The sequence below is a fragment of the Luethyella okanaganae genome (assembly GCF_042660285.1).
In the GTDB taxonomy this organism is placed as follows: domain Bacteria; phylum Actinomycetota; class Actinomycetes; order Actinomycetales; family Microbacteriaceae; genus Luethyella; species Luethyella okanaganae.
In genome coordinates this window covers 201,331-219,898 of the sequence record NZ_JBHSTP010000002.1, presented here as the reverse complement: position 1 = coordinate 219,898, position 18,568 = coordinate 201,331, and the positions used below count along the sequence as shown (strand labels likewise).

At 65.7% G+C, this 18,568-nt stretch carries 16 protein-coding genes; 6 read left to right on the top strand and 10 right to left on the bottom strand.

Annotated elements, in window-relative coordinates; genetic code table 11:
• The 7 genes from ACFQB0_RS08710 to ACFQB0_RS08680 all read right to left on the bottom strand — a co-directional run bounded on the left by ACFQB0_RS08710 (position 1) and on the right by ACFQB0_RS08680 (position 8,926).
• The gene (locus tag ACFQB0_RS08710) at positions 1-1,095 is read right to left on the bottom strand and encodes an aliphatic sulfonate ABC transporter substrate-binding protein (RefSeq protein ID WP_386730259.1); all 1,095 of its coding nucleotides are present in this window, start codon (positions 1,093-1,095) and stop codon (positions 1-3) included.
• Positions 1,096-1,104: 9 nt separating this feature from the next.
• Entirely contained in the window at positions 1,105-2,691 is a 1,587-nt protein-coding gene (locus ACFQB0_RS08705) for a sulfate adenylyltransferase subunit 1 (protein WP_386730257.1), read from the bottom strand.
• Positions 2,691-3,614, bottom strand: coding sequence for a sulfate adenylyltransferase subunit CysD (gene cysD / locus ACFQB0_RS08700; protein WP_386731523.1), 924 nt, complete (start codon positions 3,612-3,614; stop codon positions 2,691-2,693). The genes ACFQB0_RS08705 and cysD overlap by 1 nt, the downstream gene beginning before the upstream one ends.
• Positions 3,615-3,871: 257 nt before the next feature.
• A complete protein-coding gene (locus ACFQB0_RS08695; protein WP_386730254.1) occupies positions 3,872-4,618 on the bottom strand; it encodes a phosphoadenylyl-sulfate reductase in 747 nt (248 codons plus the stop codon).
• Positions 4,615-6,330: a nitrite/sulfite reductase gene (locus ACFQB0_RS08690; RefSeq protein ID WP_386730252.1), complete on the bottom strand. Its 1,716-nt coding sequence runs from the start codon at positions 6,328-6,330 to the stop codon at positions 4,615-4,617. Before ACFQB0_RS08690 ends, ACFQB0_RS08695 begins: the two co-directional genes overlap by 4 nt.
• A gap of 172 nt (positions 6,331-6,502) precedes the next feature.
• The gene (locus ACFQB0_RS08685; protein WP_386730249.1) at positions 6,503-7,222 is read right to left on the bottom strand and encodes a sirohydrochlorin chelatase; all 720 of its coding nucleotides are present in this window, start codon (positions 7,220-7,222) and stop codon (positions 6,503-6,505) included.
• A gap of 273 nt (positions 7,223-7,495) precedes the next feature.
• The gene (locus ACFQB0_RS08680) at positions 7,496-8,926 is read right to left on the bottom strand and encodes an MFS transporter (protein ID WP_386730248.1); all 1,431 of its coding nucleotides are present in this window, start codon (positions 8,924-8,926) and stop codon (positions 7,496-7,498) included.
• A 468-nt stretch (positions 8,927-9,394) separates the two neighbouring features.
• Here ACFQB0_RS08680 and ACFQB0_RS08675 point away from each other — a divergent pair, with 468 nt between their 5' ends.
• A complete protein-coding gene (locus ACFQB0_RS08675) occupies positions 9,395-10,510 on the top strand; it encodes a recombinase family protein (protein ID WP_386730245.1) in 1,116 nt (371 codons plus the stop codon).
• Complete coding sequence (locus ACFQB0_RS08670; protein ID WP_386730243.1) at positions 10,498-10,947, top strand: hypothetical protein; 450 nt, start codon at positions 10,498-10,500, stop codon at positions 10,945-10,947. The genes ACFQB0_RS08675 and ACFQB0_RS08670 overlap by 13 nt, the downstream gene beginning before the upstream one ends.
• A gap of 694 nt (positions 10,948-11,641) precedes the next feature.
• Here ACFQB0_RS08670 and ACFQB0_RS08665 read toward each other — a convergent pair.
• Both ACFQB0_RS08665 and ACFQB0_RS08660 read right to left on the bottom strand, forming a co-directional pair.
• Positions 11,642-11,845, bottom strand: coding sequence for a hypothetical protein (locus ACFQB0_RS08665; RefSeq protein WP_386730240.1), 204 nt, complete (start codon positions 11,843-11,845; stop codon positions 11,642-11,644).
• A gap of 264 nt (positions 11,846-12,109) precedes the next feature.
• Positions 12,110-12,358, bottom strand: a complete 249-nt coding sequence (locus ACFQB0_RS08660; RefSeq protein ID WP_386730238.1) for a hypothetical protein — start codon at positions 12,356-12,358, stop codon at positions 12,110-12,112.
• Between the two features lie 1,398 nt (positions 12,359-13,756).
• Here ACFQB0_RS08660 and ACFQB0_RS08655 point away from each other — a divergent pair.
• On the top strand, positions 13,757-14,062 hold the full coding sequence (locus ACFQB0_RS08655; RefSeq protein ID WP_386730236.1) for an ArsR/SmtB family transcription factor: 306 nt from the start codon (positions 13,757-13,759) through the stop codon (positions 14,060-14,062).
• Between the two features lie 396 nt (positions 14,063-14,458).
• Here the strand turns inward: ACFQB0_RS08655 and ACFQB0_RS08650 are convergent, their stop codons facing one another.
• Positions 14,459-14,707, bottom strand: coding sequence for a response regulator transcription factor (locus ACFQB0_RS08650; RefSeq protein ID WP_386730233.1), 249 nt, complete (start codon positions 14,705-14,707; stop codon positions 14,459-14,461).
• A 109-nt stretch (positions 14,708-14,816) separates the two neighbouring features.
• On the opposite strand from ACFQB0_RS08650, the gene ACFQB0_RS08645 reads away from it, so the two are divergent.
• From ACFQB0_RS08645 to dnaK, 3 genes are all read left to right on the top strand, one after another.
• On the top strand, positions 14,817-15,017 hold the full coding sequence (locus ACFQB0_RS08645; protein ID WP_386730230.1) for a lantibiotic dehydratase C-terminal domain-containing protein: 201 nt from the start codon (positions 14,817-14,819) through the stop codon (positions 15,015-15,017).
• 20 nt (positions 15,018-15,037) lie between these two features.
• Positions 15,038-15,397 (top strand): lantibiotic dehydratase C-terminal domain-containing protein, encoded by a 360-nt coding sequence (locus tag ACFQB0_RS08640; RefSeq protein WP_386730228.1) that lies wholly within the window; start codon positions 15,038-15,040, stop codon positions 15,395-15,397.
• 1,297 nt (positions 15,398-16,694) lie between these two features.
• On the top strand, positions 16,695-18,566 hold the full coding sequence (gene dnaK, locus ACFQB0_RS08635; RefSeq protein WP_386730225.1) for a molecular chaperone DnaK: 1,872 nt from the start codon (positions 16,695-16,697) through the stop codon (positions 18,564-18,566).
• Positions 18,567-18,568 lie beyond the last annotated feature (2 nt).

The following is an 18,568-nucleotide window of genomic DNA, read 5'->3' as shown; positions in this document are numbered from 1 at the left end:
TCACTCCGTTCCGAGCCCGCCGGCCGAGACGGGGTCCTCACCGGCGTCGGCGCGTAGCGCATTGAGAATCGACAGCGCGAAGAGCCCATCGAGCTCGCCCTTCTTGGCGGTCCCGGCCGTCACCCCGGCCTCGAGCAGCTGGGGGAAGGCGGCTGCGACGGGGTCGGTCGTGAAACTCACGTGGTGGAGCGCCCGCTGCAACACCTCATTGGAGAGGGCCTTGCCCGTGTCCGCGGTGAGGCGCGCGTTGATCGAGGCTGCCGCGGCATCCGGATCATCGTTCAGCCAGGTCACGGATGCCGCGTGCCCGGCAACGAGGTCGCGCACCGTCTGCGGATGCGCGTCGAAGAACTGCCTGTTCACGAGCAGCACCGTCGTGGGGAACGAGCCGTCGTCCCAGAGCTCGGCCTCGTCGACGAGCACGTGGGCGCCCGCCTCGAGCACGAGCCGGGAGACCCACGGTTCCGGCAGCCAGGCACCGTCGAGCTGCCCCGACTGGAACAGGGCGAGCGCCTGGGCGTTCTCGGTCGGGGTGATATGCACATCCCCTCCGCCCATCGTGTCGGTGGTGTAGCCCTCGGCGGAGAGCCAGGAGCGCAGGGCGACATCTTGCGTGTTGCCGAGCTGCGGCGTCGCGATGGTCGTTCCGGCGAGGTCGTCGGCGCTATCGATGCCCTCGCGCACGACGAGGGCCGCGCCGCCGCTCGCCGCACCGGCGACGACGACCGCCGATGCGCCTCCGCTCTTGATGAAGGTGTTGATGGCGGGGTTCGGACCGATGTAGGTGGCGTCGATCGCCCCCGCGCTGAGTGCCTCGATCGCCGCCGGACCCGCGTTGAACACCTGCGTGCTCAGCCGGGTGTCGCCGAGGGCGTCCTGCAGGAACCCCTCCTCAACGCCGACGAGCGCCGGTGCGTGGGTCACGTTGGCGAAGTAGCCGAGGCGCAGCTCAGCGGCGGCCGTTCCGGCGCTCGTCGACCCTGAGGAGGCCGGAGAGCCGGCTTGGGTGGCGTTGGCGAGAGCAGCGCAGCCGCACAGCATTACTGCGGCGGCGAGTCCGAGTGCTGTTTCGATGATGGCTGTGCGGCGTCTCATGGGTGCCTCCTACGGTTGAGTGAGGGTGATGCCGGCAGCCAGAGTGGCGCCGGATTGGGGATCGATGACGAGGAAGGCGCCGGACCGCCGATTGACGGCATAGTCCTCGAGCGGCAGCGGGGAGGCCAGTCGCAGTCGAGCGTGCCCGATGTCGTTGGCGTCGAGCCGGTCGGCCGCCTCGATGGTGAAGGTGTCGAGGTTGTGGCGTCCCGTGATCTCGCTCACGAGCATCTGGACCGTCGCGGTTCCGGCCTTGATGAGCAGCCGCGCACCGGGCGCGAGGTGTCGCTGGTCGAGCCAGAACAGTGCCGCATCGACGTCCTGCCGGGGGTTCGGCAGAGTTCCGGATGCCGCAATGACGGCGCCGCGCGCGATGTCGAGCTCGTCGCGCAGGCGCAGCGCCACCGATTGCGGGGCAACCGCCTCGTCGAGCATGGCTCCCGCGACATCGATGCCCGTCACGACCGTCGTCGCGCCGCCGGGGAACACGCTTACCTCGTCTCCGACGCTCACCGACCCCGAGGTGAGCTGTCCTGCATACGCGCGGTAGTCGCGGTAGGCTCCCGCCTCCTCGGCGGGCACGGCGAGGGCGCCCTGCGGGCGGATCACGAGTTGCACGGGCAAACGGAAGTCCTCTGGCCCTGCTTCGAGGTCGTCGATCGCCGGCAGCTCCTCGAGCAGCTCGAGCAGGGCCGGCCCGTCGTACCAGGGGGTGTTCGGCGAGCGGTCGACGACGTTGTCGCCCTCGAGTGCGGATACGGGAACGATGTGCACCCCGTCCAGCCCGAGTTCGTTCGTGACATCTCGCACCTCGGTGGCGACGTCTGCGAATGCGCTCTCGTCATAGCCGAGCAGGTCGATCTTGTTGACCGCGACGATCACGTGCGGAACGCGCAGCAAGTGCACGACGGAGAGGTGCCGACGGGTCTGCTCGAGCACTCCCCTGCGTGCGTCGACGAGCACCACGACGGCGTCGGCCGTCGTCGCGCCCGTGACCATGTTGCGCGTGTACTGCACGTGACCGGGGCAATCGGCGAGGATGAACGATCGCCGACCTGTGCTGAAGTAGCGGTAGGCGACGTCGATGGTGATGCCCTGCTCGCGCTCCGCCCGCAAGCCGTCGGTGAGGAGCGCGAAGTCGAGGCCGCCGGCGTCGCCGCCGAAGCCGCGCTCGGCCGAGGTGCGCGCCACCGCTTCAAGCTGGTCGGCGAGGATCGCCTTCGAGTCGTGCAGCAACCGGCCGACGAGGGTCGATTTGCCATCGTCGACTGAGCCGGCCGATGCGAAGCGGAGCGGTGATCGGCCGGTGGGCTTGGTGTGTGCGATCGACGGTGCGTCGAGGGGGGCTGCAGGTGCGTCGAGCGCGTTCGACGGCATCTCGGACGAGTGTGTCGAAGCGTGGAGGTTGGATGCGCCGGCATGCGCGCCGACCGAGCCTGTCTGCGCGCCGGCCGAGCCTGTCTCGACGTTGATCGAGCTCGTCGAAGTCGTCGCCGAGGTTTCGACGGGCTCGACCGGTGGAGCGGTGTTCCCAGCCGGCGGAGTGGCATCCTCGATCAACGGTGAGTCCTCAAGCAGGTCGTGAGTCTGCGGCATCAGAAGTATCCGTTCTTCTTGCGATCTTCCATCGCCGCCTCCGAGATGCGGTCGTCGGCACGGGTGGCCCCGCGCTCGGTGAGGCGGGAGCGCCCGACTTCGCGCACGACGTCGGCGACGGATGCCGCAGACGACTCGACGGCGCCGGTGCAACTCATGTCACCGACGGTGCGGTAACGCACCGAGCGGATCTCCACCTTCTCGTCGGCGCGCGGTTCCGAGACGGGGCCGACGGCGCGCCACATGCCGTCGCGACGGTACACCTCGCGCTCGTGGGCGAAGTAGAGCGGCGGCAGTTCGATGCCCTCGCGCTCGATGTAGCTCCAGACGTCGAGTTCGGTCCAGTTGCTGATCGGGAAGGCACGCACGTGCTGACCGACGGTGTGCCTGCCGTTGTAGAGGTTCCACAGCTCGGGGCGCTGGTTGCGCGGATCCCACTGGCCGAACTCGTCGCGCAGGCTCAGGATGCGTTCCTTCGCCCGCGCCTTGTCTTCGTCGCGGCGCGCGCCGCCGAACACGGCGTCATGGCGCCCCGCGGCGATCGCGTCGAGGAGTGGTTGGGTCTGCAGCGGGTTGCGAGTGCCGTCGGCACGCTCCTGGAGACGGCCGTCGTCGATGTAGTCCTGCACGCGAGCGACCTCGAGGCGCAGGCCGAGGCGCCCGACCGTGGCATCCCGGAACGCGATGACCTCGGGAAAGTTGTGCCCGGTGTCGATGTGCAGCACCGGGAAGGGCACCCGGCCCGGCCAGAACGCCTTCGCGGCGAGATGCAGCACGGCGACCGAATCCTTGCCGCCGGAGAACAGCAGCACCGGTCGCTCGAACTCGGCCACGACCTCGCGAATGATGTGGATGGACTCGCTCTCGAGCACGTCGAGCACCGAGAGCCGGTTTCGGCGGGTCGTGGTCGTCTCGGTGGTGATCGAGTATGCCGCCCCTTCGGCCGGGACCGCGATTCCGGCCGAGCTTGTCTCCCCCTCGGTCCAGCCTGTTCTCCCGTCGGTCGAGCCTGTCGAAACCGGCTGAGCGACGCCGATTTCGACAAGCTCACTCGGAGTGGGGGTCGGCTTGAGCGGTGCAGAGCTCTGCGGCACGATGGTCGGATCTGGCGGCGCGGCGGCGGCTTCGAGCGGCGCCAGATCGGGTGTGATCGACGAGTTGGGCCGAAACAGATGTCTGGTCATAGATGCAGTCCGCATTCGGTCTTGGCGAGCCCGGCCCAGCGGCCGGAACGGGGGTCCTGGCCAGCGGCGACGGGCTGGGTGCACGGTGCACAGCCGATCGACGGATAACCATTGGCCATGAGCAGGTTCACGGGAACGGAATGCTGTCCGGCGTAGTCGAGCAACTCGTCGAAGCTCCACGCGGCGAGCGGATTGACCTTGACCACCCCGTTGCGCTCGTCCCACGCCACGAGTGGAGTGGTCGCGCGCGTCGGCGCCTCATCGCGGCGAACCCCGGTGAACCACAGCTCGTAACCCGCGAGGGCCTGTTGCAGCGGAGCGACTTTGCGTAGCGCGCAGCATTGAGCCGGGTCGCGTGCGAAGAGCTCTGCGCCATACTGCGCATCCTGCTCTGCCACGGTTTGCTCCGGCAGGACATCGACGACCCGCACCTCCAAGGTGCGAGAGACCTCGTCGCGAGTGGCGGTGGTCTCGACGAAGTGGTAGCCGGTGTCGAGGAACAGCACGTCGACTCCCGGCAGGTGCTGGGCGACGAGGTGCGGTAGCACGGCGTCGGCCATCGAGCAGGCCACGGCCACGGCATCCACCGAGAAGTTCTCGGCCACCCATTCGACGACCCGGGCGGCGGATGCCTTGGCGCCTGCTTCTTCGCCTAGCTCGCGCTGACCGACCTCGACGAGGGCCTGGAGATCCTCGGCGGTCCGCAGCCGGTCGGCCGCGCGCGGGGCGAGTGCGGTGGTCATCGCAAGGACTCCTCGTCGGCGCCGTGCGCCCACTCCGCGAAGGTCTCGCCCTCGGTGCGCTCATCGAGGAAGCGGCGCACGATGCGCTCCACGTAGTCGGCGAGATCGGCCGCGGTCACCTTGAGGCCGCGCACGGTCCTACCGAGACCGGCCTCCTCGCGGTCCACGGAGGCGAGGCCGCCGCCGAGGTGCACCTGGAAGCCCGGCTCCTGGCCGCCGTTGCCGTCGGGCAGGAGCTGGCCCTTGAGTCCGATGTCCGCGGTCTGGATGCGCGCGCAGGAGTTAGGGCATCCGTTCACGTGCAGCGTGATCGGATGCGGCACCTCGATGTCGGTGAGACGGTGCTCGAGTTCGGCGATGGCCTCGGCAGCCGTGGCTTTGGTCTCGACGATCGCGAGTTTGCAGAACTCGATGCCCGTGCACGCGATGGTCGAACGACGGAACAGGCTGGGCCGGGCCGAGAGCCCGAGGGCATCCAGCTCGGCGATGAGCGGTTCGACGTGCTCTTCGGCTACATCGAGGATGACGAGCTTCTGATGCGGCGTGGTGCGCAACCGGGCGGAGCCGTGCGCCTCCAGCGCATCGGCGATGGAGGTGAGGATGCTGCCGGACACACGTCCGACGGTCGGGGCGACGCCGATGTAGAAACGACCGTCCTTCTGACGGTGGACCCCGACGTGGTCGCCCTGGGTCTCCGGGCGCGGAGCGGCGGGCCCGTCGGGCAGTGGCGCGTCGAGGTACTCGTTCTCGAGCACCTCCCGGAACCTCTCGACGCCCCAATCGGCCAACAGGTACTTCAGGCGGGCCTTGTTGCGCAGCCGACGGTAGCCGTAGTCGCGGAAGATGGCGGTGACTCCATACCAGACATCCGCCACCCGGTGGGGTTCGACGAAGGCGCCGAGCCGTTCGGCGAGACGCGGGTTGGTGGAGAGTCCACCGCCGACCCATACGTCGTAGCCGATGCCGAGCTCTGGATGCCGCACCGCGAGGAAGGCGACGTCGTTGATCTCGTGCACAACGTCTTGGCTGGGGTGCCCGGTGATGGCCGACTTGAACTTGCGCGGCAGGTTGGCGAGCTCGGGGTCGCCGATGTACTTGGCGGTGATCTCCTCGATCTGCAGGGTGGGGTCGATCAGCTCGTCGGCGGCGATGCCGGCGACGGGGGAACCGAGCACGACGCGCGGCACGTCGCCGCACGCTTCCGTCGTGCCGAGGCCGACGGCTTCGAGCCGGCGCCAGATCTCGGGCACGTCCTCGACCCGGATCCAATGGAGCTGGATGTTCTGCCGGTCGGTGAGATCGGCGGTGTCACGCCCGAACTCGGTGGAGATCGTGCCGATGACGCGCAACTGCTCGGTGCTCAACTGGCCCCCGTCGATGCGCACCCGCAGCATGAAATAGCTGTCTTCGAGTTCGTGCGGTTCGAGGGTTGCTGTCTTTCCGCCGTCGATGCCGGGCTTGCGTTGCGTGTACAGCCCCCACCAGCGGAAGCGGCCATGGAGGTCCGTCCCGTCGATCGAGTCGAAACCCTGCTTGGAGTAGACCTGCTCGATGCGCTCGCGCACATTGAGCCCGCCGTCCTGCTGCTTCCACTCCTCGTTGCCGTTCAAAGGGGTGGCGCCGTCGACCTTCCATTGGCCGTGCGGCCGTGCTGCAGGGCGCCCGACTGGGCGCACCGGTCGATCCGTCGCTTCCGTCAGCTTGGTTGACACGGTTCTGCTCCTCAATGTTCCCCGGTGTTCTCCGGCGCGAAGGCGGTCTACTGCGCCGGAAGGGATGGGAGCGACGGTAGGCCATGGTGAATCCCCGCCGCCAGGGGTCACGTCACAGCCGGTCTCAGAATGTAGCGTGGCGTCACACGCGCGCGGCCTGCCGCGCAGCGGTCTAAAATGACCGGTTCGCCGCGGTCAGATAGCGGTCGAGCACCAGTTCGACGAGGCCGGGCGGCACGGGTTCGGTGTCGACGAGGAGCGGCGCGGTCGTCACATCGGCGCCGGCCTTCTCGGCGAGCGCCTGGAAGTAGCCGGGGGCGAGCAGATAGCTGCTCGCGACGACACGGCTGTCTGGGTGTTCGGTACGCGCGGCGGCGATCGCCGCTTCGAGGCGCGGTTTCGCGGCGGAGAGGAATCCGAGGGTGACGACGCGGCCGGATGCCTCGGTCAGGCGCTCGGCGACGGCCCGGCAGTCCGCCACGGCGCGTGCGTCGCTCGAACCTGCGGCGGCGAGCACGAGGGTGTCGTCGTCGGTTGCTCCAGCCTGAGTGAGGCGATACCGCAGCACATCGACCAGTCGATCGTCCGGGCCGAGGGCGTCGGCGAGTGCGACTCGGCGGCTGGGTTCGGCCCGCACGGCGCGGCCGAGGTCGACGTGAACGTGGAAGCCGGCCGAGAGCAGAAGGGGCACGACGATCGCGGAACGGCCGGGAGTCAGCTCCGCCAGCACCTGGGTGACGTCGGGGAGCTGTACGTCCACATGGCCGAGTGCCGTATGGAGGTCGGGTCGGTTGTGGGAGACGGCGCGCATGAGCCCGGCGACCGCGGCCTGGCCCGCGGGCGACGAGGTGCCGTGGGAGATGCCCACGAGCGCCGGGAGTGTTGTGTTCATGCCCTCATTGTCATGTCGTCGTGGCCCGACCGCTCACAGTATCTCGATTCGTGACGCCGCCGCGGTTCGTGGTTCGCTAGGGTTCCAGCGCCAGCGCCACCCGGAAGGGAGGCCTTCGTATCGAGGAGAGGTCAGTTTTCCGGATTGGGGCCTCCTCTCCGTGCGAAGGCCTCCCTTCCAGTGAGTTGGTTCCAGTGAGTTGTGAGTTGGTTCACGTGAGTTGTGAGTTGGTTCAAGTGAGTTGGCAGACGGGGCGGCCGGCGATGGGCGGAGTCAGTGGGACGAGAGTCTCTTCTGGCGCGGGTTGACCGGAATCAGCAAAGCCAGGCCCACGGCGAGCACGAGCACGATCCCGAGGATGCCCCAGTAGCTGGAGCCTCCGAGGGTGACGAAGATCGCGAAGGCCATCGGGGCGAGGAAGCTCACGGCGCGTCCGGTCGTCGCATAGAGGCCGAACACCTCGCCCTCGCGCCCCGGCGGGATGAGCCGGGCCAGGAACGTCCGGCTCGCCGACTGGGCCGGGCCCACGAACACGGCGAGCGCGAGGCCGGCCGTCCAGAACACGAGCTCGCCGCCGTCGTGCAGGAAGAACACGATCAGGCCGCACACAATCAGCCCGATGAGGGATGCCATGATCACGGGCTTCGCACCGAGCCGGTCGTCGAGCACTCCGACCGTGATCGTCGCGATACCCGCGACCACGTTCGCTGCGATCGCGAAGATGATCACCTGGCGGGGCGAGAAGCCGAAGACGGATGCCGCGAGCACCCCGCCGAAGGTGAAGACCCCAACGAGCCCGTCGCGGAAGACCGCGCTCGCCAACAGGAAGAACACCGTGTGACGGCTCTCCCTCCAGAGCCGCGCGATGTCGCCGGCAAGCACCGCGTAGGAGCGGAAGAAGCCGACCCGTTCGCGCCGCGCACCGGCCGGAGCCTCGTTCTCCGGTATGGCGAACAGCACGGGCAGGGCGAAGAGGCCGAACCAGGTCGCCGCGATCAGCATGGTGACGCGCACCGAGAGGCCGTTCTCGCCCGTCACCCCGAACCAGCCGACATCCGGCTGGATGAAACCGAAGTACATGATGAGCAGTAGTGCGATCCCGCCGATGTAACCCATACCCCAGCCGAATCCACTGACCGTGCCGATCGACCTCGGCGTCGACACCTGGGCGAGCATCGCGTTGTAGTTGACGGCCGCGAACTCGAAGAACACGTTGCCGGCGGCCAGCAGAAAGAGGCCGAGCAGCAGGAAGCCCGGCTCCGGCTGCACGAAGAACATCGCGAATGTGAGGCCGACCACGAGGTAGGTGTTGACGGCGAGCCAGAGCTTGCGGCGTCCCGAACTGTCGGAACGCTGGCCCGTGATCGGCGCGAGAAAGGCGATCATCAGACCCGCGATGGCGAGCGCCCAGCCGAGCTGCGCCTCGACGTCCGCTTCGTCGCCGAAGGCGTCGCTCGTGAGGTAGACCGAGAAGACGAAGGTCGTGACGACGGCGTCGAACGCGGCGGACCCCCAGTCCCATAGCCCCCAGGCGAGGATGCGCCCCTTTCTGGCGCCTTGCTGGGCGACGGCGGCTACCTGGGCGGTGTCGATGTCGACTGTCGCGGCTGCGGCATCCGCCCCGGTCAGGGGTGTCGGCGGAAAGCTGCGGGGGGTGCGGGCCTCGGCGGCCTCGTCGCCATCTCGCCCCGAGGAGTCGCTCATCGCACCAGGCTAGTGGCGCACAGTGAACTTTCGGTGTCGGAGCAGGAGGAGTTCTTCGGGCGGGTTCTCAAGGGATCCAGGCGGGAATGTCGTATCTGATGAGGCCGGCCCTAAGCGATCGTTGGTGACCCACCGCTCAGCCTGGCGTCGGCACCAGACGATGAGACTTGTCGCCGCGAGAGGGTGACAATCTCTCCGGACTGCTTGGTCGGTGAGGTTGCCGACGCACGCGCCAGTATCGAACTCGACACGGCAGGGATCCGCGTCGCGACCGTCGTGAACGATCCGGTGCTTTGTCGCCTCGCTTGAAAGCCGGAAGGGCTGCGCAGCGATGTGGGAACTCCCGTGGTCGAGTATCGGCGAGCCACAGCCTCGAGGGCTCGAGCCAGCTCTCGGATGCGATGTGACCACCAGTCGTGGATGACTGGAACAGGCGGCGACAGTGACGCCCGACGGAAGGTGCAGTTCATGGTGGCAAGGCGAAAGGAAGCGCAGGAGAAGGCCCTGCGGGTGGTGCTATATGTGCGGATCAGCAGCGATCCGGGCGGGTTGGAGAAGGGCGTGGACCGGCAGGAGAAGGATTGCCGTATTCTCGCGGACTTGCTCGGATGGCAGGTCGTGCGGGTGTTTCGGGAGAACGATACATCGGCGTATAAGCAGAAGACGATAACGCTGCCGACCGGTGAGCGGGTGCGGCGGGTGATCCGCCCGCAGTTCCGGGAGTTGCTCACTCTGCTGGGTCGGCGGGGTGCGGAGGCGTTGATCGCGTACGACTTGGACCGGGCTGTGCGTGACCCGCGCGATTTGGAGGATCTGATCGATACGAAGGTTCTCGCCGGGTTCCAGGTGCGCTCGACCACCGGAAGTCTGCGGTTGGAGAACGATGCGGATGTTGCAATGGCCAGGGTGTTGGTGGCGATGGCCAATAAGTCGAGTGCGGATACCGCGCGGCGGGTGAAGCGGGCATCGCAGCAGCAGGCCGAGGATGGCCGTTGGCATGGCGGGATGGCCCCGTTCGGGTACCGGATGAAAGACTCGTCCCTCATCCCCGTCCCGGAGGACGCTGTTTTGGTGCGGCAGGGTGCGGACAGGATTCTGGCCGGGGACAGCTTGTACCGGGTGGTGCGGGATTGGAACGACGCGAACATCCCCTCGGCGAAGGGAACGAAATGGGCAACCACCGCACTACGGCAGATCCTCACCAACCCGGCGATCACCGGGGTCCGCACGTACCGGCCGATCCTTGATGACGGCTCCCTGTCGAAAGAGGTGGTGTTGACGACGCAGGGGATCTGGGAGCCCCTCCTCGATCGAGAGGTGTTCGAGAAGGTCGGCCAGGTCATTGCCTCCCGGGGTGATGCGTACCGGGTCGAGAGGCGAGGGCGGACGCGCCTCTACCCGTTTTCGGGAATGATCCGCTGCGAGCGGTGCGGGATTGTGATGCGCAAACAATCCGACTTCTACGTGTGTTGCATGCCCGAGCGGGGCGCATGCTCACGGCGCATCAGCTTCGCCCAGACGAACGCTGTGATTCTCGCGCACTCACCGAGGCGTTCTCCGCGCCCGGGATCATGGATCGCCTGACCGGAGCGGCGACGGTGTCCGAGGAAGCGAAACACGTACAGAAGCAACTCGCCACGGACCGCGCCGCACTGTCCAGACTGGATGATGACCACTACGACGGGCTGGTGGATCGGGCGACATGGCTACGGCAACGCGCCCGCATCCAGGACTGCATCGTGAAGAATCAGGCGGTCATCGAGCAGACGACCGCGCTGCTGCCTACAGCCGCGTTTGACGTTGCCACCGTCGCCACTGAATGGGCCGAGCACACCCCGGCCTGGCAGAATCACGCCGCCAGGCTCCTGTTGGACCGGGTTGTGATCCACGCGCACCCGAGAGGGATGGCGTCGACCACGAACCGTCGGAAGGGCGAGACCCTCGAGGGCCATGACGCCCGGCACGCCGAGCTGAGGAAGGAGATCATGGCACACCGGGTCGACCTGATATGGACGCGTTGAGACACTTACCGGCCGCGGCCGGCGTCGGCATCCGCACAGGTACCGGGCGTGCGGAGGGGTCGGGGCGTTGCCACAGTTCAACAAACGCCGCCACGGCTTCCGCATCCTCTACGTGCGCTGGCAGGCCTTGTTCGCGTCGGCTGCGCCCGGCGAGTTCGCTGCCTGCCCCTGCCAGAGCCGCGCGCAGAGGCTCACCGAGCCGGGGTACATCACGTCGGGACTCATCCGATCGCGGCGTCATGGTCCAGGCTGTGGTCCGCACGCGGGAGTTCATACCTGACGGGTGCGCACCCTGACCCACCACATCTGGTGCTTGCACGATCATCGAGGTGCTATATCGCTCCATTGGAGTTGTGGCGGCGGACAACGCCGCGAGATGGGAGTCGGCTCGGGGGTGCCGATTCGGCACCCCCGTAAGGTCAGCCAGATTCTGGCTCACCACCCGGGTCGTTGCTTCCTGCATCAATCCTGGTGGCAAAGTGGGCTATCGGTGCAAGCGTTACCGCTGAATTCCCGGATGGGGCCGTGCCGTCACGATAGCAGGACCGGTGACGGTCAGTCGTTGCCTGGTCCTCTTCTGGCGCCCCACGAGATGCTGCGCGGGAATCGGGGTTGGTGGCTGGTCCGACGGCGGGGCGGCGGGCTGCCCTGCGATCACCCCGTTGCGGGACGACACTGCATTCCCCTGAGGAGGTTACATCCAGCCGGAGGCGTAGACGCCGGCACCGTTGGCTCGGAAGTACGCGATGGCTTCTTTGGTCGACCAGTTGCCTCCGAGTCCGGGAGCGGGACCGCGCTTGACGGTCACCTTGGCGCGAAAGAGGGCCTTACCTCCGCTGAGTTGAGGGGCATAGTCGGACGTCGAGATGTCGGTCAGGGGCTGGTAGTTGTAGAGCACCTGCGAGCCGTTGCCGCGTTCAGCACAGGGCCCTCGGGCGGTCGTGTCGCGAACTACTTGTTGGCGGTGGAGCGCTTCTTGATGCGGAGGTACCAGGCCGCAACAGACCGGCAAACGCCATCTGCACCAGGAAGACACCGATGTGCTGCCCGGTCGTGGATGCAATTGCTATCCCGAGAACAGTACTCCTGCCAGCAACCACGATGACTGTCACGTAGGAGGTGCGCAATTCATTCACCTTGGCATCAGCCGATCCCCGTTAGCCTAGTTGTAGTCCCGGGGATGGGCGTTGACGGGCTCTGACCGTCGAGCTTCATAGGTCTGTCGTACGTAGCCCGGACGAAAGAGCACCTGCATGAAGAGGGCGCCCACACGCGGTGCAGTCTCGCCCAGTTCCTTCGACCAGAGCAGCGTTGAGTATGCCGCTGACGCGAGGATGACGAGGGCAACGAACGTCAACGCAAGCCACAGGTTCGAGGGATCGAGCATAAACAAGGCAAGGGCGACGAGCACTGCCAAGACTGTGGCGCAGATGCCGGACACAATTCTCGGATGTGGCACGCGAGCACAGGCAGACAGGACCCCGATGCAGAGTCCTGCAATGAGTACGGCAGTTAAAAGCAAAGTGAGTTCCTTCCCGGGAAGCCTGAGGGGAGGCCCAAACTTCCTCCACCCAGGCTATTCGACTAGATGCGCAGTGCTAGCGGCAATTGTTGCTGATCCAGCGGAGCGCCAGCGGCGCAGGTACCGCCGCGATGAACACGCATGCATTGGCGTTGGCGGCAAGACTGGCTTGCAAGAACCACTGGGCACCGGCGATTCCGCATGCGAAGGCGAGGGGGCCGGGCAATGCGACACAGAACCCCGTGACCCCGCCCCAGACTGCGAGGTCCTTGGTCTCGTTCTTGCTGAACCCCGCACCGTACGCGGCACTGTACCATTCCCACGTCGGGTGCCGCCAACCGCACGAGTGCCACCGTTGAAGAAAGGGTCCGGAAACGATGGAGCACCACCCCGCACACCCCCGACGGGCTGCAGGAGTGGGCCGAGACCGTCGCTAGGAAGCACGCCGACACGCTCCCCACGGTGGTAGCCGCGAAAGAACATGTTACGCGAACCCGGGCACGCGCAACCGAAGCCGCCAACCGTCATCTCGTCGAGCGGGAACAACTTCGCAAACGCCTCTACGGACCGGCACGCCAGTATCTGCGAGGCGGCGCAGACACGCTCCTGTCTCAATGGCGCGAACACGCTGAGAGCCTCCGCGACGGCCTCAGTATCATCGCGACCCTCCCCGCTGAACAAGCCGCCCAGACCATCCGCGACCGACATGCCGAAGCAGAAGCCCGACAAGCCGCGGCAGAACATGCCCGCGCGCAGCGCCGAGAACAACTAGCCAGCCCGGACGACGGCCCCGACCGGCGGCCAGATCCACACGGTGACCGCGACCTCAGATTGTAACGCCCGCTGCTTCAACCGTAAGCGGTCGGACCCGCCCACCGCAGAGCATCGCGAAAAAATTATGACTTCGATCTCAAAGGCGTCGGTGCGATCCGACCAACCACGGTCCGTCGCGGGAGGATACTTTCGGATGCAAGAGAATAACTACCCGACCGCACCCGATCCAAGAACGCAAGCGCCCAGCGACGCTCAGCGACGAAGGACTCGTACGTCAGCAGCAAAACCTCTTTAGGTAGGACCGGCTGCCGTGATCTGCCGGGTCGTCGATTCGTCGCAGCATGTTGTGGATGGCCGCTTAGCAGTGTCGCTTAGCGTGGTGGTCCGCGGCTTTTGTGTGGCAAACGGCCAGGCGCCTGGCCGCCACGCTATTGTTCTGGATGCGTCCTCTGCTTGCACCTGTTATGATTAACTTGCGCATGCAAGGAGGCCAGCATCAGACTGAGCGAGGAAGTGGAAAGACTGACCGCGGTTGCCAGCGTGCAGCGGTTTCGCGTCATTGCGGAACTCGCAGCGGGGCCTACGCACGTAAGCGAACTGGCCCGGCGTGTAGGTATGTCCCGCGCGCTGCTCTATCTGCACTTGGAACGCCTCGAACAAGCCGGGCTACTCACCGGGCGCCTCATGTTGTCCGACGACGGCAAAGCTCTGAAAGTCTACGAGGTTGAGCCATTCACCATCACTGTGACCCCCGAGAGCATCCGCGCGACGGTCGAATCCGAACCCCGATCTGCAACCACGCGAGAAAGCGAGAACTGACATGAACGACTGGACATGGGTATCGGCACTAATTTGGGGGCTAATCCCTCTCACCTTCATCGTCACATGGGGCATCCGCCGAGTAGTGCCCTCAACGCGGGGGTCAGTAAGGCACAGCTCGACGCGATCAGGCAACAGCTCAACACAATCGACACGCGTCTGGCTTCCCTCGAGAAGATGCTCAACGACATCCCGTGAGCCGGTAGGCGAGACGCGAGCTGCCGCTGGCGCAGCACTGTGAACTCGATCGCAAGAGGAAGCGGAAGGCCAACTGCCGCCACCTACTGGCGTCAAAGGTCCCATGTGGTGTCACCGCGATCCCATACATGCTCGTTGTCAATACCCCTCAATGCCGCTCCGAGCATTGAGGAACCCTCCGGCTCTAAATCTCGAACTTCAGCCCAGGAGCCCCAATATGCGGGCTTTCCTGACGGCGTCGATCCGGGATGTGGCGCCGAGCTTCAGATAAATGTTGGTTGTGTGGCGCTTTACCGTGCCTTCAGCGATAACCAGCCTGAGGCCGATTTCACGGTTCGAGTGCGCTTGAGCCACCATCCGTAGGATCTCGATTTCTCGGATAGAGAGAACGCTCGACGGCTTTTCCACTGCAGGTTGAGGGTTCTCATCGAGGCCTGTGAGTTTCATGCGGGCCGTTCGCACACAGGTTGCCAGTTGTCGCGGGTCGACGTCCTTTGTGAGGTAGTCGACTGCTCCAGCCCCGAGAAGCTGGCTTCGAAGGACATGGTCGTTGTGCATGGTGAGGACAACGACAGCGCTCTGGTACTTCCTTCGCTACTGGGATGGAGGCCCGCATCTACGAGTCAGATTGAGTGGAGCATCGGAGGTCACCCTATCCGCACTCGCACAGCGCTGGAGGACCAATGCCGAGGTCGGGAGAGTGGTATCCACGATCGCCCGGAGAACTTCTACGCGCGATTCGAGGCGGTCTCCTTGAGTGCTTGGAACGACGACGGCATGGTTACTGTTGAAGGCTATGAACCCGAGACGGGCCGCTATGGCGGGCCTGCAGCCCTCCCGCGGGCCGAAGAGTTCTTCTGCGAAAGCTCCAGGATTTCCCTAGCGATCATCGCGAGCACTCGAGACAGCATGTCCAGGCGAGTAGCTATCGCCGCTGACCTGCTCCTCATAGCCTTCGATTCCGCGGGCTGGTCGAACGAGCAGATCGTGCGCGAAACTCGCCGCTACTACGCATCCTGGGACTACTCCGGTGAAGTTGTGGCGTGGGACGCGAGTGCGCTGCGTGCTCACGCCGACCGCAGTTCGAGTCGTCAGAGACCCGCTGGCTCGGTCGCCAGAAGCAGCTCACCGCCGTGACCGCGTTCGGCGGCGATGACCTCTACTCCATGTGGTCGCACTCGCTGCGCAGCTATCTCGAGGACCTCGCCGCAATGGCCCGACGCGAACCGCTCGCCAGCCCAAAAGAGCGCATCCTGTGGTCCCAGATCCACATGCTCCACAATCGGCTCGCGGTGGGGATCGATGATGAGCGGATGCTTGCCTGGCTGATGTCGCGAATCGCATCCGCACAGTACTTCGGCGCCGATCGGTCATCCGGCCCCACCCGCGCCGACCTCGCGTACCTGGACGCCAGTAAGTACGGAGCATCAAAGACAGATCAATTCCCGGTTGACACGGGGCTCCCGGAGTCCACGCGCCCCAGCCTCGGAGCCCTGTTCCCGCTCCTTCCTGGTTCGCTGCCCGGACTCTTGTCGGAGGCTGTCTTCGCGCGGCACAGCGCATACGGGAGCTACGCGGGCTCCCTCGACCTCGAGTGCCTCGCAACCCTGCTGTCATGGTCCGCGGGCATCGTGTCCGCTGGGGGGGCGGCTCGCTTACGCGAGCCCGGGCAAGCGACACCCCACCGAGATCGTCGTGTTGGCCCGCGGCGTCGATGGGCTCCCGGTCGGTGCTTACCGCTTCGATTCAATCACCTCGACCCTTCAGGGCATTCCGGTGCACGTCGAAGATTCGACGCTGCTCGCTGCCTCCCCGTACTTCAGCCTGGACCAACCGTCGACGGACAAGGTGTCGCTTGCCGGGCTGCCCGCGATCGTCTTCCTTATCGTGCGCCTCGATCGCCTCCTAAGATCGCTCTCCGCGAACTCCGGACTGCGATCATCCTTCTCCTCATCTACTGAACCTGCTCCCGGCGCGCCGGACTAACCGAACCAAGTTCTACTAGCCGCTTCAGTGGATACAGAAAGATAGATCGAGCAAGCCTGTGCCTGCGACGTTCCGTGTCGGTCACGCTTTCCGATGGCACGACCACGGTCTCTGTTTCCGTGGACGTCGTCGCGCGCCAGGTCCCGCCCTCACAAGAGGGTCGGAAGACTGACACGCGACCGACAGGCCTGGAAACCGACGAGATGACTCGGAACTACACGCTGCCTCAAGCCACCGGGTGTTCATGCCGTCGGGAGGCAGGCTTCCTGAGAGTTGAGTCAGAGTGACTCAACTCTTTCTCTGTCAGCTTGACAGGGAAAACGCTACCTGCGACACTTGAGTCGTTAAGGCTCAAGTCTTGACATAATGACTTCGGTCGCGGGCCAGGAAGGCCGGGCCAATCGTCGGTGGTGAGACAGGATCTGCGGCCGGCAGAAGGAGAAAACACATGTCACGTGCAGTAGGTATCGACCTCGGAACCACCAACTCGGTGGTCAGCGTCCTCGAGGGAGGTGAGCCCACCGTCATCGCGAACGCGGAAGGATTCCGCACCACCCCCTCTGTGGTCGCGTTCACCAAGGACGGCGAGGTGCTCGTCGGCGAGACCGCCAAGCGTCAGGCAGTGACGAACGTCGACCGCACGATCGCCTCCGTCAAGCGCCACATGGGCACCGACTGGAAGGCCGACATCGACGGCAAGAAGTACACGCCGCAGGAGATCTCGGCGCGCATCCTCGCCAAACTCAAGCGCGACGCCGAGCAGTACCTCGGCGACACGGTGACGGATGCCGTCATCACGGTTCCCGCCTACTTCAACGATGCCGAGCGCCAGGCCACCAAGGAGGCCGGTGAGATCGCGGGTCTCAACGTGCTGCGCATCATCAACGAGCCCACCGCCGCCGCCCTCGCCTACGGCCTCGACAAAGGCAAGGAAGACGAGCTCATCCTGGTCTTCGACCTCGGTGGCGGAACCTTCGACGTCTCGCTGCTCGAAGTGGGCAAGGACGACGACTTCAGCACCATCCAGGTGCGTGCGACCTCCGGCGACAATCGCCTCGGCGGCGACGACTGGGACCAGCGCGTCGTGGACTGGCTCATCAAGAAGTTCAAGGACACCACCGGTGTCGACGTCTCGAACGACAAGATCGCCAAGCAGCGCCTCAAGGAGGCCGCGGAGCAGGCCAAGAAGGAACTGTCGTCGAACATGAAGACGAACATCCAGCTGCCCTACCTCTCGCTCACCGAGAACGGTCCGGCCAACCTCGATGAGACGCTTACCCGCGCCGAGTTCGAGAACATGACGAGCGACCTGCTCGACCGCACCAAGAAGCCGTTCGAAGACGTCATCCGTGAGGCTGGGATCAAGCTGAGCGATGTCGCGCACGTCGTGCTCGTCGGTGGATCGACGCGTATGCCCGCCGTGAGCGATCTCGTGAAGAAAGAGACCGGTCAGGAGCCCAACAAGGGCGTCAACCCCGACGAGGTCGTCGCCGTTGGCGCAGCCCTGCAGGCCGGCGTGCTGAAGGGCGAGCGCAAGGACGTCCTCCTCATCGACGTGACCCCGCTCTCCCTCGGCATCGAGACCAAGGGCGGCATCATGACCAAGCTCATCGAGCGCAACACGGCCATCCCCACCAAGCGCAGCGAGACCTTCACCACGGCTGACGACAACCAGCCGTCCGTCGCGATCCAGGTCTTCCAGGGCGAACGCGAGTTCACCCGCGACAACAAGCCGCTCGGCACGTTCGAGCTCACCGGCATCGCCCCGGCTCCCCGTGGCATCCCGCAGGTCGAGGTCACCTTCGACATCGACGCCAACGGCATCGTGCATGTCTCCGCAAAAGACAAGGGCACGGGCAAGGAGCAGTCGATGACCATCACGGGCGGCTCGTCGCTCGCCAAGGACGACATCGAGCGCATGGTGCGCGAGGCCGAGGAGCACGCCGCCGAGGACAAGAAGCGCCGCGAGTCCGCCGAGACGCGCAACAACGCCGAGCAGCTCAGCTATTCGATCGAGAAGCTCATCAAGGAGAACGACGACAAGCTGCCAGAAGACGTCAAGTCCGAGGTGCAGGGTGACGTCGACGCGCTCAAGAGCGCACTCGCCGGTGACGACGACGACGCGGTGAAGACCGCGTTCGACAAGCTCAACACGAGCCAGGGCAAGCTGGGCGAGGCCATCTACGCTCACAGCCAGGCGGATGCGTCGGCCGCCGCCGGCAATCCAGGAGCCGGGGAGCATCCCGCTGGCGAGCCCTCCTCTGACGAGGACGTCGTCGACGCCGAGGTCGTCGAGGACGAAGAAGAGAAGAAGAAGTAGCC

Coding starts and splice junctions, on each gene's coding strand:
- ACFQB0_RS08645 (WP_386730230.1), top strand. CDS start 14,817: ATGGTGAGGACAACGACAGCGCTCTGGTACTTCCTTCGCTACTGGGAT.
- ACFQB0_RS08650 (WP_386730233.1), bottom strand. CDS start 14,707: ATGAAACTCACAGGCCTCGATGAGAACCCTCAACCTGCAGTGGAAAAG.
- ACFQB0_RS08670 (WP_386730243.1), top strand. CDS start 10,498: ATGGATCGCCTGACCGGAGCGGCGACGGTGTCCGAGGAAGCGAAACAC.
- ACFQB0_RS08685 (WP_386730249.1), bottom strand. CDS start 7,222: ATGAACACAACACTCCCGGCGCTCGTGGGCATCTCCCACGGCACCTCG.
- dnaK (WP_386730225.1), top strand. CDS start 16,695: ATGTCACGTGCAGTAGGTATCGACCTCGGAACCACCAACTCGGTGGTC.
- ACFQB0_RS08680 (WP_386730248.1), bottom strand. CDS start 8,926: ATGAGCGACTCCTCGGGGCGAGATGGCGACGAGGCCGCCGAGGCCCGC.
- ACFQB0_RS08640 (WP_386730228.1), top strand. CDS start 15,038: ATGGTTACTGTTGAAGGCTATGAACCCGAGACGGGCCGCTATGGCGGG.
- ACFQB0_RS08675 (WP_386730245.1), top strand. CDS start 9,395: ATGGTGGCAAGGCGAAAGGAAGCGCAGGAGAAGGCCCTGCGGGTGGTG.
- ACFQB0_RS08710 (WP_386730259.1), bottom strand. CDS start 1,095: ATGAGACGCCGCACAGCCATCATCGAAACAGCACTCGGACTCGCCGCC.
- ACFQB0_RS08705 (WP_386730257.1), bottom strand. CDS start 2,691: ATGCCGCAGACTCACGACCTGCTTGAGGACTCACCGTTGATCGAGGAT.
- ACFQB0_RS08695 (WP_386730254.1), bottom strand. CDS start 4,618: ATGACCACCGCACTCGCCCCGCGCGCGGCCGACCGGCTGCGGACCGCC.